Source organism: Metabacillus sp. 22489 (genome assembly GCF_052044855.1).
In the GTDB taxonomy this organism is placed as follows: domain Bacteria; phylum Bacillota; class Bacilli; order Bacillales; family Bacillaceae; genus Metabacillus; species Metabacillus niabensis.
The window spans coordinates 70712-83624 of the sequence record NZ_JBQENT010000010.1; the positions used below are offsets into that span (position 1 = coordinate 70712).

The 12913-nt window shown below is 36.2% G+C and carries 15 protein-coding genes; all 15 read right to left on the bottom strand.

All coding sequences use genetic code 11. The annotated features are described in order from the left end of the window. Positions 1–432: 432 nt before the first annotated feature. Entirely contained in the window at positions 433–1311 is an 879-nt protein-coding gene (gene dprA / locus ACTJJ9_RS08470; protein WP_145580924.1) for a DNA-processing protein DprA, read from the bottom strand. 181 nt (positions 1312–1492) lie between these two features. Further along, positions 1493–2395 (bottom strand): succinate--CoA ligase subunit alpha, encoded by a 903-nt coding sequence (gene sucD / locus ACTJJ9_RS08475; protein WP_095298257.1) that lies wholly within the window; start codon positions 2393–2395, stop codon positions 1493–1495. An 18-nt stretch (positions 2396–2413) separates the two neighbouring features. Beyond that, on the bottom strand, positions 2414–3574 hold the full coding sequence (sucC, locus tag ACTJJ9_RS08480) for an ADP-forming succinate--CoA ligase subunit beta (protein ID WP_095298259.1): 1161 nt from the start codon (positions 3572–3574) through the stop codon (positions 2414–2416). Positions 3575–3794: 220 nt separating this feature from the next. After that, entirely contained in the window at positions 3795–4070 is a 276-nt protein-coding gene (locus ACTJJ9_RS08485) for an EscU/YscU/HrcU family type III secretion system export apparatus switch protein (RefSeq protein WP_440768585.1), read from the bottom strand. Next, on the bottom strand, positions 4067–5788 hold the full coding sequence (locus ACTJJ9_RS08490; protein WP_145580923.1) for a hypothetical protein: 1722 nt from the start codon (positions 5786–5788) through the stop codon (positions 4067–4069). The genes ACTJJ9_RS08485 and ACTJJ9_RS08490 overlap by 4 nt, the downstream gene beginning before the upstream one ends. A gap of 22 nt (positions 5789–5810) precedes the next feature. Further along, a complete protein-coding gene (locus tag ACTJJ9_RS08495; RefSeq protein ID WP_145580922.1) occupies positions 5811–6590 on the bottom strand; it encodes a ribonuclease HII in 780 nt (259 codons plus the stop codon). A gap of 312 nt (positions 6591–6902) precedes the next feature. Next, the gene (gene ylqF, locus ACTJJ9_RS08500) at positions 6903–7763 is read right to left on the bottom strand and encodes a ribosome biogenesis GTPase YlqF (protein ID WP_095298265.1); all 861 of its coding nucleotides are present in this window, start codon (positions 7761–7763) and stop codon (positions 6903–6905) included. A gap of 19 nt (positions 7764–7782) precedes the next feature. Continuing rightward, a complete protein-coding gene (gene lepB, locus ACTJJ9_RS08505; RefSeq protein ID WP_095298267.1) occupies positions 7783–8331 on the bottom strand; it encodes a signal peptidase I in 549 nt (182 codons plus the stop codon). A 237-nt stretch (positions 8332–8568) separates the two neighbouring features. Then, positions 8569–8913, bottom strand: a complete 345-nt coding sequence (rplS, locus tag ACTJJ9_RS08510; RefSeq protein WP_095298269.1) for a 50S ribosomal protein L19 — start codon at positions 8911–8913, stop codon at positions 8569–8571. Positions 8914–9051: 138 nt separating this feature from the next. Next, positions 9052–9786, bottom strand: a complete 735-nt coding sequence (gene trmD, locus ACTJJ9_RS08515; protein WP_095298270.1) for a tRNA (guanosine(37)-N1)-methyltransferase TrmD — start codon at positions 9784–9786, stop codon at positions 9052–9054. After that, the gene (gene rimM, locus ACTJJ9_RS08520) at positions 9786–10307 is read right to left on the bottom strand and encodes a ribosome maturation factor RimM (RefSeq protein WP_145580921.1); all 522 of its coding nucleotides are present in this window, start codon (positions 10305–10307) and stop codon (positions 9786–9788) included. Before rimM ends, trmD begins: the two co-directional genes overlap by 1 nt. 7 nt (positions 10308–10314) lie before the next feature. After that, positions 10315–10695 (bottom strand): YlqD family protein, encoded by a 381-nt coding sequence (locus ACTJJ9_RS08525; protein ID WP_145580920.1) that lies wholly within the window; start codon positions 10693–10695, stop codon positions 10315–10317. A gap of 196 nt (positions 10696–10891) precedes the next feature. Further along, entirely contained in the window at positions 10892–11131 is a 240-nt protein-coding gene (locus tag ACTJJ9_RS08530; protein ID WP_095298306.1) for a KH domain-containing protein, read from the bottom strand. A gap of 14 nt (positions 11132–11145) precedes the next feature. After that, positions 11146–11418, bottom strand: a complete 273-nt coding sequence (gene rpsP, locus ACTJJ9_RS08535; protein ID WP_095298275.1) for a 30S ribosomal protein S16 — start codon at positions 11416–11418, stop codon at positions 11146–11148. Positions 11419–11567: 149 nt separating this feature from the next. Further along, positions 11568–12908, bottom strand: coding sequence for a signal recognition particle protein (gene ffh, locus ACTJJ9_RS08540; protein WP_145580919.1), 1341 nt, complete (start codon positions 12906–12908; stop codon positions 11568–11570). Positions 12909–12913 lie beyond the last annotated feature (5 nt).

The window sequence follows — 12913 nt, forward strand, 5'->3', positions numbered from 1 at the left end:
ATTTTTCTTCTTATTAAAACTATTTTTTCATTTAAGTCTTCCATTGACCTCTAAAAAGGTCAGCATATAATTTCTTTTAATCTATCCACTTTAATGATACTTATTGCTGAACATTTAAATCTCCACTATTATTAAATATTCTCAGGTGATTTGTCAAACTTAAAATAAAGAAATTACATTAATCATATCCTAAAATAAAGTGAATGAATATATATATTCACAATATTTATTCGAATTGCTCTCTTCATTTAGTCACATTTTGCGCTTTGTCAATAAAAATTTTAATGGTATCAACGCAGCATTTGGCTTATTTCTTTTCACAATGCTGTTTCTCCCCTCCACTTTTTCCTTTCTTATTTTAAATGTTGGAGACTAACTGTTTGTTCAATTGGGTTTATTTTTCGAAATACAGAGCTTTATTCCATCTTTCCATCATTTTAAATAGAATTCTTCTAAGATATCATTTGCATCCATGACTAATTTTGCACCATTGCGAATTAGTTCATTTGTCCCAGCACTAAAATCGTCAAAAATCGAGCCTGGTATCGCAAAAACTTCTCGATTTTGTTCTAATGCTTGATAAGCAGTAATTAACGAGCCGCTCCGCTTCTTCGCTTGTACAATTAACGTTCCCAACGATAATCCACTAATAATACGGTTTCTCTTTGGAAAATGCCATTTCTGTGGAGGTGTTGAAGGAGAATGTTCAGAGAGGATAAGATGATGTTCCATCAATTGGTTTGCTAATGGCCTATTTTCCCGAGGATAAAGGTGATTTAATCCTCCTGCAATCACAGCAACTGTTCTACCACCATGAGCGATTGCTGCTTCGTGAGCAAACGTATCAATTCCTTTCGCTAATCCACTTACGATTACCCAGTTCATATTTATAAGTGGCTTTAAGACGGTTTCAAGCGCCTTCTGGCCGTAATTAGTTGGATGCCTTGTTCCTACAACGCTAAGGAGATAAAGTGTGTCCAATAGACGTATATCGCCTTTATAATATAAATATGGAGGTGGGTCTGGAATTTCTTTTAATAATGAAGGATATTTTTCATCAAAAATAGGTAGAAAAGATATATTTTGTTTTTGATAGGTTGTATACAGCTCTTCAAACGAATATGAACGATATTCTTGTTTTATTAAACGAATCGTCTCTTTTTTTATATGAAACTTCATTTCCCATTCATCTTCGTTAAGCATTAAAAAAGAATGGAAGCTTGAGTCCTGGGTGCTTAAACGAGAAAGTAATTGTTTATTTATCCTTTTGCAATGCGATAATATAAATAACCTTTTTGTTTTTACATCCATGCTTGTCCTCCGTTAATTTCGGTTTCATTCACTATCATTATTAGAGTCAAGAATTGGCAATTATATACCGTTTTCTATGTCACAGCTTTAATGAGTTTTCCTATTCACTCCTACTTCAAATATGGCTTAATAACATTCAAAAAAAGACAGGCTATCAACCTGTCCTTTTATATAGTAGAAATTAATGTGTTTTACATTTTTCCAATAAACCTTGCTCTTCAAGAACAGAAATCAACGTTTCTCCCATAACTGATGGAGTTTCCGCTACTTTAATGCCACAAGCATTCATTGTTTTAATTTTCTCTTCAGCTGTTCCTTTACCACCAGAAATAATGGCCCCTGCATGGCCCATACGTTTTCCTGGAGGTGCTGTTTGCCCGCCGATGAAGCCGACAACAGGCTTTGTCATATTTGCTTTCACCCATTCAGCAGCCTCTTCTTCCGCTGTACCTCCAATTTCACCAATCATGATAACAGCATATGTATCATCATCTTCATTAAACGCTTTTAATACATCGATGAAGTTCGTGCCATTAACAGGGTCACCACCGATTCCTACAGCAGTCGATTGACCGATGCCAGCTTGTGATAATTGGTGAACAGCTTCATAAGTAAGTGTTCCAGAACGGGATACAACCCCAACATGTCCTTTTTTATGAATATATCCAGGCATAATGCCGATTTTACATTCTTCAGGTGTAATAACCCCTGGACAGTTTGGTCCTACTAGACGAGTCTTTTTCCCTTCCATATAACGCTTCACTTTTACCATATCCATGACAGGAATATGCTCAGTAATACAAATAACTAAATCTAATTCTGCATCTACACCTTCCATAATCGCATCAGCAGCGAAAGGAGCAGGTACATAAATAACAGAGGCATTAGCTCCTGTAGCTTTAACCGCTTCTTGAACAGTGTTAAATACTGGAACACCTTCTACTTCTGTTCCACCTTTACCAGGAGTTACACCACCGACAATCTTCGTACCGTATTCTAGCATTTGTTTCGTATGAAAAAGTGCTGTTGAACCAGTGATCCCTTGTACGATTACTTTTGTATCTTTATTAATAAATACACTCATGTTTGTCCCCTGCCTTTCTTACCCTACTAATGAAACGATTTTTTGTGCACCGTCAGCCATTGACTCTGCAGAAGTAATATTTAAACCAGATTCATTTAAAATTTTCTTACCTAATTCAACATTTGTTCCTTCAAGACGTACAACAAGCGGAATTTCCAGACCAACCTGTTTTGTTGCCTCAACAACACCTTCTGCAATAACATCACATTTCATAATGCCACCAAAGATGTTGACGAAAATCCCTTTTACGTTTTGGTCAGAAAGGATAATTTTAAATGCTTCAGTTACCTTTTCTGCCGTTGCACCGCCCCCAACATCAAGGAAGTTTGCAGGTTCGCCGCCATAGTACTTAATAATATCCATAGTAGACATCGCAAGACCTGCTCCATTAACCATACAGCCGATATTGCCATCTAATGATATATAGCTTAAATCATATTTCGATGCTTCAATTTCCTTTGGATCCTCTTCTTCTAAATCACGATATTCAACAATATCTTTATTTCGATATAATGCATTTGAATCAAAATTTAATTTTGCATCAAGTGCCATTACATTGCCATCACCAGTAACTACTAAAGGATTGATTTCAGCGATTGAACAATCCTTTTCTACAAAAACCTGGTATAAGCCCATCATAAACTTAGCTGCTTTTCCGACTAATTCTTTCGGAATATTAATATTAAATGCAATTCTTCTAGCTTGATAGCCTTGTAGACCAACAGCTGGATCAATAACTTCTTTAAAGATTTTTTCTGGTGTCTTTTCGGCTACTTCCTCAATTTCTGTTCCGCCTTCTTCAGAAGCCATAAGAACAACACGTGATGTAGCACGGTCTAAGACAAGCCCAACATAATATTCTTTTTTAATGTCACAGCCCTCTTCGATAAGTAAGCGTTTAACTTCTTTCCCTTCAGGACCTGTTTGGTGTGTCACTAACGTTTTACCGAGAATTTCTTCAGCATATGTACGAACTTCATCAAGGTTTTTAGCAACTTTTACCCCACCAGCTTTTCCGCGTCCACCTGCATGGATTTGAGCCTTCACTACCACTACTTCTGTTCCAAGTTCTTTTGCAGCTTCAACTGCTTCATCTACAGAAAAAGCCACTCGTCCATTTGGTACAGAAACTCCGTATTTACGTAGGAGTTCTTTCCCTTGGTACTCATGGATATTCATTTGCCATCCTCCTAACAATTTGCAAGAATAAAAAATATACTGCGCTTTCATTTTATATTAATCTTTTATGCCTTGTCTAGCGTTCAATTTAAAATAGTAAAATCCTTTATTAAATATTAATTTTATTTTTTCAAAAAAGGTATTTTTGAAGAGTTATTCTTTTGAGGATTAAAAAGAGAAGTTTCGAGCATTTGGAGATATTAGGGGAAGCAAACTCCCCCTACAGACTTTTGTCTAATTTATAAATGAAGGCAAATATTTCTGCTACCGCTTCATATAATTCTTCAGGAATTTGTTGATGAATTTCCAACGTTGAAAGAAGCTCTATAAGAGCCGGATCCTCTTGTATATGAACGTTATTCTTTTTAGCTGCCTCAAGAATGTCTTCTGCAAAATGCCCTTTCCCCTTTGCAATGACTCTTGGTGCTTCCTCTTTAGTAGGTTCATATTTTAACGCGATCGCTTTTTTAGGCTTCCCCCCTTCTCTGCTCATCATATTTTCAAATCAACTCCTTGATAGAATGGTGAGGATTTTATTGTTTGTACTTGGTTAGCAATATTGACCTTATTTTCTTTTTCAAAGGGTTTAACTGCAATTGATGAAATTCGGTAATTCATCGTTTCTAACGTTTGTTTTAATTCTTCACTTTTACTAGCAACTAGTACTGCCAATACTGCATTATTATTGAGGATTGAGATATTCATCACTCTATTTTGTATTTGCACATCAATCATGACATCTTTTAACCTTGGCAAACTTAAGAAAAATATAATCCGGCAAAATGCAGGATCTATACTACCATCCTCTCGTTTTTTTCCGTCCCATTGAATTGTCAGGTCTGTTTGATGGTGAGGTAAAAAAAGAGGGTATTGGCTAATAAACTGTTGAGTCGGACCATTATCTTGCTGAATTAACGTTTGCCCATTAAACCTATGAATCAATTGGTCTACCTCTTCCCGAGCTAACGTTGAAACAATTTCATTCCTAGCAGCTATTAGACTGTTTTTCAGTGATAATAAACCTTCTAGCTCTTCTTTTCCTTTCATTAACTGATCCCATAATTTCACTTCATCTTGTAATCCAATTTTGGTATCTAATGTTTTAAATAAATCCAAAACATTTTCCTTCGCAGACAAAAGGGGGACATTAGCTGCTAATTTACGAATAAGCATGATTTCATCCTGGCTTAACAGCAGTTGATTTTCCTTAAACTGAATTGCACTACTAGGCTGGGTTAACCCCGTTTTATTTAATGGCTGCTCGTTTTGTTGGACTAACTGATTGAGTAAAGTTTTTATTTGCTCGAGATTACTCATCGTTAATTTTTGATTCTCTTTAATAGGTAATGAACTAGCTTGCTCTATTTGTGGTTTTTCAATTCCATATTCATTTTGCTGTAACGCTTGTTTGAGCATGCTTTTTATTTGCTCATCGTTACTCATCGTTAATTTTACGTGCAGCTCTTTTAAATTCAGAACCTCTTTGCTAGAAAGTGTGTGACCATTTAATTGTTCGGGATTCTTCATTAAATCTAGTAGCTTTTTGTCAAAATGATCGGTTTGATTTTCGGTTAGATTTGACAATACATTATATAATTGTTTTATTGCACCAGACTGATTATTTTCTGCTTGTATTAATTGAAGCACCTTATCAATTTGCTGTACTAGCGGTGTACTAGTTTGAATACTCATTAATGATTTTATGATTTCATTTGATATTGGGTAATTCTGCTTCAAGGCAAAAACAATCGCATGAATCGCTTGGGATGACATTGTATTAGGCGTATTTTTTAATACATCTGTTGCTGCTACTAATTGTTCCTTTGTAATAGGGATATTTTCTTTTAAAATTTCCCTAGTTAATGCTAGATTTTGCTTTGTATTTTTCAACTGAAATACTTCCAGTAAATCTTTCGCAGTATCGATTTTATTAGTAAGTAAACCTTCTACCTGTTTCATAACCTTTAACTTGAGCCCTGTATGTTCTGTGCCTTTTACAGTAAACCAATAGCTTTCATTACCTTTGATCGCTGTTTCTAGTTGAGCAACAAGTGTTGCTTGGCCGATTTGTATAAGTGCTTTTTGCTCAGGGAATAGCTTTTGCACTTGACCTAATACCACCTGATTTTCCTTTAATGTCAGTTGAGGTTGGGAATTTTTTAAATTAGAAAAAGTCTGTCTTATTAGATTCGATAATCCAGTTGTTTGCTCCATGTCCCTATCCCTCTCAATTTTACTATACGTTTGCTTTGACCAACTCTTTTATTGGGGCAAAGCTTTTTCGATGATGATCTGTTACACCGTGGAGTTTCAATGCTTCTAGATGTGTTTGTGTCCCATATCCCATATGTTTGTCAAAGCCATATTGATGATATTCCTCTGCTAGCTCCATCATCATTTTATCTCTAGTTACCTTCGCGATAACCGAACTAGCCGCAATTGAAATACTTGCTGCGTCCCCTTTTATAATTGATTCTTGCTCGATAGGTACATCTAGTTTCATTGCATCTATTAATAAATAGTCAGGGGCAATGTCCAAATTTCCAATCGCTTGTTTCATTGCTAGTTTCGTAGCTTCATATATATTTATTTCATCAATTATCTTCGCTGAAACAATACCGATCCCAATTGCTACAGCATTTTCCTTGATTAAATCAAAGTATTTTTCCCTTGCTGCCTTTGTAAGCTTTTTGGAATCTGTCAATCCTGGTAAATAGCATTCCTTATTTAAAATGACTGCTGCTGCAACTACTGGGCCTGCCAACGGTCCTCTCCCAACCTCATCAATTCCTGCAATAAAATGATAGCCCTTTTCCCAAGCAATCCGTTCATATTTTTGCATTTGATAAAACTGTTGCTGTAAACGTTTTTCCTGTTCATAGTTTTTTAACCATTTTTGGACAAGTTGTTGGACACCTTTTCTGGAATCAGCCTTACATTCCTCTAAAAAAGGATCGTCAATAGTTGTTGTGTTTGCTAACCTGTTCTGGATTTCCTTTGTCGTTAATTGCATCATTTCACACCTTCATGTTTCCCTCTCTATATGTATTATCGGCAGCTTTTGCCATATATAAAGGTAATTCTTCTTTTTACTATGCTCTCTTACACCTGGCTGTTGATTTCTGTAGCTTGTAGCGCCTCTACAGCTTAAGCTACTATGGGCTCACCTATTAACACACATCTTTATGTAGAAGTCTCATATATCCGCTCGAATGAACAAAGTGAATAAAACGATAACATTAGCCCTCTAACATAGCCTTTTACTAAAAAGTTTACATAAATAAGGCTCGCCAGTATTTACGCTCGCGAGCCTTAGCCTACATAATTTCTACTCTTCTTGGAAATTTTCCGGGATTTCAAACGATAATCTTCCTAATTTATCAGTTCGGATTTCTCTAAGAACCAATTCAGATGTTTTATCATAATCGATTTGACCACCTGAAATAACACACCCACGCTTTTTCCCTATTTCATCAAACAGATCGACAATATCGTCCGGTATCTCATCAATTGAATACCTTTCCTTTAATCTGTTTGGATAATGGTCCTTCAAAAAGTTTAGAGCAAACACCGTTATTTCCTGAAGATTTAAAATTGTATCCTTAATCGCCCCAGTAGTTGCAAGTTTAAAACCTACGAGTTGATCTTCAAATTTCGGCCAAAGTATTCCAGGAGTATCTAATAATTCAAGCTCTTTTCCGACCTTGACCCATTGTTGGGCAGTCGTTACTCCAGGTCTGTCTCCAGTTTTCGTTATATTTTTCTTAGCAAGTCTATTTATTAATGTGGATTTTCCAACATTCGGAATACCGATAATGAGGGCACGTATTGCACGAGGCTTTATTCCTTTTTCAGCCATCTTATCGAATTTAGCTTTTAGCAGTTCTTTCGAAAGTGTTGTAATTTGTTTTAGTCCTGTTCCTGTTTGTGCATCAATTGCAATCGCAGGAATATCCTTATCATTAAAGTACTCTAGCCATTGCTTTGTAATGGCTGCATCTGCTTTATCTGCTTTATTCAATAAAACGATCCGTGGCTTTGATGAAATAATTTCATCAATCATTGGATTTCTTGATGACATCGGTATTCTTGCGTCGACAAGTTCAAAAACGATATCAATTAATTTTATTTTTTCGGTAACCTGTCTTCTCGCCTTAGCCATATGTCCGGGAAACCATTGGATTGTCATTCTTTACACCTTCTTTCTTTTATTCAAATCGGAAGTTTGAAATCGGCCAGTAAACGAGACTCGCTTTCCCCATAACTTCACTTATAGGAACAACACCAATATGGCGGCTGTCTTTACTTTGTCTACGATTGTCCCCCATGACGAAAATGTGGCCTTCTGGAACCGTTGATTGACCGATGATGCTTTCTAAATCAAACGGCTCTGTTAAAGGACCATCAATCAATTGCTCCTTGTACTTATCAAGATATGGCTCCTCATATTTTTCACCATTGATATATAACGTATCATCTATGTATTCAACCTTATCTCCCGGCAAACCAATGACTCTTTTAATATAATCTTTATCAACTGTTGCATGAAAAACAACAATGTCAAACCGCTTCGGTTCACCAATCTTATAGGAAAATTTATTAACGATCATTCTATCCTGTGTATGTAAAGTTGGCATCATAGAGATTCCATCTACAACAATCGGCGCAAAAAAGAAGTACCTTATGACGGCAGCGAAAGCAATAGCAATAAGTAATGCTTTTAGCCATTCAAGAAGTTCATTTTTCTTTTTTGTCATTTAACCACCCACTCTAATCATGAAAATACAACCATATTTACGTTTACTATTCCCTTACGCTGCAATCTTCCTTTTCTTCATTACACCATTAGTCTATATACGTATATTTTATTGAAATTTGAATGACGAGGATTATGAGATGAAAAAGGAGCTTGTTAGAAAACAAGCTCCTTTTCATTATACGGACAGCAGCTTGCTACTGACCCATATATGAGACTTAGTATACACTAAGCAATCTTATCGAATTTCTTTAATACGTGCAGCTTTACCACGTAATTTACGTAGGTAATAAAGTTTCGCACGGCGAACTTTACCGCGACGCATTACTTCTAATTTCGCGATTTTTGGTGTGTGTACAGGGAAAGTACGCTCAACACCAACACCATAAGAAATCTTACGGACTGTGAAAGTTTCGCTAATTCCACCACCACGACGCTTAATCACAACACCTTCGAATACCTGAATACGCTCACGAGTACCCTCAACAACTTTAACGTGTACACGTACTGTATCACCAGGACGGAAAGAAGGTAAATCAGTTTTTAATTGTTCTTTTGTGATTTCTTCAATTAGTTTTTGCATCGTTTTCAACTCCTTCCAACAGATGCTCATTCCAATATCTATTAATTGCAGCGGAACATCGTTTTACAGACTGCTAAACAAGGTATGTTAGCAAGTCACAAGATTTATAATACCATATAGGCAAAATGAAAACAATAGCTAGTTCTCATTTTTCCACTGTTTAATAATTGACTTTTGTCTTTCGGTTAATGGATATGTTTCTAATAAATCAGGTCTTCTTGTATAGGTTCTCCTTAGCGACTCAAGCTCTCTCCATTCCTCAATACGCTTATGATTTCCTGATAAGAGCACTTCCGGCACCTTCATCCCACGAAAATCAGCAGGTCTTGTATAATGGGGATGCTCTAGCAATCCAGAACTATAAGAATCTAAAACAGGAGAATCGACATTCCCTAGAACTCCAGGCAATAATCGAACAACACTATCCGCAATGACCATTGAAGCAAGTTCTCCACCTGTTAAAACAAAGTCACCGATAGAAATTTCATCCGTTACGAGATGCTCCCGAATTCTTTCATCATATCCTTCATAATGACCACAAATAAAAAGCAAATGATCTTCCTTCGCTAATTGCTCTGCTTTTCGTTGTGTATATCTCTCACCTTGAGGACAAACGAGAATGATTTTCGGGTTAGATGCTGATTGCTTCTTAATTTCCTCAACTGCATCAAAGATAGGTTGAGGTTTAAGTACCATTCCAGCCCCACCACCATATGGGTAATCATCAACTGTATGGTGTTTATGCTCCGAATACTCCCGAAAATTAATAACTCGAAAAGAGACAGCTTCCTTTTCTTGCGCCTTCTTTAAAATGGATTCATTTAATACACCATGAAACATTTCTGGAAAAAGTGTTAAAAAGTCTATTTTCATTAGTCCAATAACCCTTCCATTGGCGTGATAATTATTTTTTTCTCATCTATATCAATCTCTTTGACAATTTCATCAATATAAGGAATTAGTAAATCCTTCCCCACTTTTCTCTTTACAACCCAAACGTCATTCGCTCCAGTAGCAAGGATCTCGCGAATAGTTCCAATTTCTTCACCATTGTCAGTAAACACATTACAACCAATGATTTCGTGGAAATAATATTCTCCCTCATCTAATTCCGATAATTGATTTTCATCAACCTTTAATAATGAGCCTTTAAATTGTTCGACATCTTGAATCGAGTGCATTCCCTCAAAGGTTAGTAAGTCAAAGTTTTTATGAACTCGGTGACTTTCAACTACGACCTTTATTGGTTCTTGTGAGCCTTCTTTAAAAATATATAATGTATTACCAGGTTGATATCTTTCATCCGCGAAATCTGTCTTAGAAATAACACGAACTTCCCCTCTAATCCCATGGGTATTAACGATTTTTCCGACATTAAACCATTTTTCGCTCATTTATTTTTCACCTCAGACGTATTTGTTCTACTATGCCATCTTTTATAACAATCGTTTTTTCTTTCATTAATTCATCCCAATTATCCCCAACCTTCACCTCAAAGATTGCCTCTACTTCCTTTTCCTTCAATTCACTTCCAAGTGGTAACGTATGTACTTGCTGCAGTTGAAACTCTACTAGCTTTATTTTCTCACGTCTTTTTTCAATTTCCTTTAAATATTGTATAGCAAGCTGTTTGTTCGTTTTTTCAACCTTTTTATATTCAAAGTATAATCGATCACATTCTTGCTCTAAAAAGACCTTTTTATTTGAGAATTGTGTGATTAACGTTTGCTTACTTGTCTCAGTAATTACCTGTTTTACATAGACTTGGCGGAGTATATTCATTAGTGTTCCTCCCCTATAAGAGCTTCATACTTATAAGAACTTTTTAATATATTATGAAAGATAATGATACACGTAAAATTAAGAGCTTTTTAGTAGAGGTATCTACCGTTAATCAGTTCTATCAGATGAATTATAAAAATTTTAGATTACATGTTTAAATGTACAGGATAAATACAAAAAAGGGGGAGGACCATCCTCACCCTTTTTTGTCATTGATTTCAAGTTGAATTCTTTTAGATGAATTAGATCCTGCTGCATAAACAACAGTTCGAATTGCTTTTGCTATACGGCCTTGTTTACCAATTACTTTGCCTATATCTTGCTTATCAATAGATAGGCGATAAGTAATTTGATTATCTGATTCGATTTCAGTTATTTCAATCTCATCAGGTGAATCAACAAGTGGCTTAACAATTGCTTCGATTAACTCTTTCATCTCTTGAACAGTCATTACTTGCTTAATTTTGCGTTATGGAATTTCTCCATAATGCCTTCTTTTGAAAACAAGTTACGAACTGTATCAGAAGGTTTAGCACCATTTTGCATCCATTTTAATGCTAATTCTTCATTGATTTTAACTTCTGCTGGTTGTGCAACAGGATTGTATGTTCCAACAACCTCGATAAAACGTCCATCACGTGGTGAACGAGAATCTGCTACTACAATACGATAAAAAGGAGATTTTTTTGCTCCCATACGTTTTAAACGAATTTTAACTGCCATTTTATAAAGCACCTCCGAAAATGTTTCAACAAGATAGTATATTATCAAATAAATGATTAGATGTAAAGGTTTTTTTCTTGTCAGAAGAAAATTCCTTTAAAATAATAGCTTTACAACTATTTTTTTCTAGATCGCTTCCGTTTTTCTTTTTACATAAACGGAAATTTAAAGCCTTTTTTCTTTCCTTTTGTCATGTTCGTCATTTGCTTCATCATTTTTTTCATATCTTCAAATTGCTTTAAGAGACGGTTGATTTCTTGTACAGACGTTCCGCTTCCTTTCGCAATTCTCTTTTTTCTTGAAGCATTCATGATTTCAGGATTTTGCTTTTCAGCCTTTGTCATTGAGCGAATGATTGCCTCAACATGACTTATTTGCTTTTCATCGACTTGAACATTTTTAAGGCCTTTCATTTTGTTCGCTCCGGGAAGCATGCCTAATAAGTCTTCCAATGGCCCCATATTACGAACCTGGCCTAATTGTTCAAGAAAATCGTCAAAGGTAAAAGAAGCTGTTCGCATTTTTTGCTCAAGCTCTTTCGCTTTTTCAGCATCGACATTTGACTGGGCCTTTTCAATTAACGTAAGAACATCGCCCATGCCGAGAATTCTCGAAGCCATCCGTTCTGGATGAAACGCTTCTAAGGCATCAAGCTTTTCTCCAAGACCGACAAATTTAATAGGTGTCTCTGTGACAGAGCGGATTGATAATGCTGCCCCACCTCGAGTATCACCATCAAGTTTTGTTAACACAACACCTGTTAAGCCTAGTTGATCATTGAAGCTTTTTGCGACGTTTACTGCATCTTGACCAGTCATAGCATCGACGACAAGGAATATTTCATCCGGTTTTGCGATCGCTTTAACCTGCTCAAGTTCCTCCATTAATGTTTCATCGATATGAAGTCTACCCGCAGTATCAATAATGACATAATCAAGGTGCTCTTCCTTCGCGTGTTCAAGGGCCTTTGTTGCTATTTCTACTGGACTAACTTCATCACCTAACGAAAAAACAGGCATATCTAACTGTTTGCCTAACGTTTGCAACTGTTTAATTGCAGCGGGACGATAAATGTCAGCAGCAACTAACAACGGCTTACGATTGTACTTTTTTCGTAATAGGTTAGCTAGTTTTCCAGAGGTAGTTGTTTTACCAGCACCTTGTAAACCAACCATCATAATGACTGTAGGAGGACGAGTTGACACAGCAATTTTGCTTTGCTCTCCCCCCATTAACTCGGTAAGTTCTTCTTTAACAACCTTAATGACTTGTTGACCAGGTGTTAAGCTTTTCATAACCTCTTGACCAACAGCGCGTTCACTTACACGTTTAATGAAGTCTTTTACGACTTTGAAGTTAACATCAGCCTCTAGCAGGGCAAGACGAACCTCTCTCATCATTTCTTTTACATCCGCTTCGGAAACTTTTCCTTTACCGCGAATTTTCGCCATCGTATTTTGCAGTCGGTCGGCTAATCCTTCAAATGCCATAATGC

Coding starts and splice junctions, on each gene's coding strand:
- trmD (WP_095298270.1), bottom strand. CDS start 9,786: ATGAAAATAGACTTTTTAACACTTTTTCCAGAAATGTTTCATGGTGTA.
- ylqF (WP_095298265.1), bottom strand. CDS start 7,763: ATGACAATCCAATGGTTTCCCGGACATATGGCTAAGGCGAGAAGACAG.
- ACTJJ9_RS08490 (WP_145580923.1), bottom strand. CDS start 5,788: ATGGAGCAAACAACTGGATTATCGAATCTAATAAGACAGACTTTTTCT.
- rpsP (WP_095298275.1), bottom strand. CDS start 11,418: ATGGCAGTTAAAATTCGTTTAAAACGTATGGGAGCAAAAAAATCTCCT.
- sucD (WP_095298257.1), bottom strand. CDS start 2,395: ATGAGTGTATTTATTAATAAAGATACAAAAGTAATCGTACAAGGGATC.
- ACTJJ9_RS08530 (WP_095298306.1), bottom strand. CDS start 11,131: ATGAAAGAGTTAATCGAAGCAATTGTTAAGCCACTTGTTGATTCACCT.
- ffh (WP_145580919.1), bottom strand. CDS start 12,908: ATGGCATTTGAAGGATTAGCCGACCGACTGCAAAATACGATGGCGAAA.
- rimM (WP_145580921.1), bottom strand. CDS start 10,307: ATGAGCGAAAAATGGTTTAATGTCGGAAAAATCGTTAATACCCATGGG.
- rplS (WP_095298269.1), bottom strand. CDS start 8,913: ATGCAAAAACTAATTGAAGAAATCACAAAAGAACAATTAAAAACTGAT.
- ACTJJ9_RS08485 (WP_440768585.1), bottom strand. CDS start 4,070: ATGATGAGCAGAGAAGGGGGGAAGCCTAAAAAAGCGATCGCGTTAAAA.
- sucC (WP_095298259.1), bottom strand. CDS start 3,574: ATGAATATCCATGAGTACCAAGGGAAAGAACTCCTACGTAAATACGGA.
- ACTJJ9_RS08525 (WP_145580920.1), bottom strand. CDS start 10,695: ATGAATATACTCCGCCAAGTCTATGTAAAACAGGTAATTACTGAGACA.
- lepB (WP_095298267.1), bottom strand. CDS start 8,331: ATGACAAAAAAGAAAAATGAACTTCTTGAATGGCTAAAAGCATTACTT.
- ACTJJ9_RS08495 (WP_145580922.1), bottom strand. CDS start 6,590: ATGATGCAATTAACGACAAAGGAAATCCAGAACAGGTTAGCAAACACA.
- dprA (WP_145580924.1), bottom strand. CDS start 1,311: ATGGATGTAAAAACAAAAAGGTTATTTATATTATCGCATTGCAAAAGG.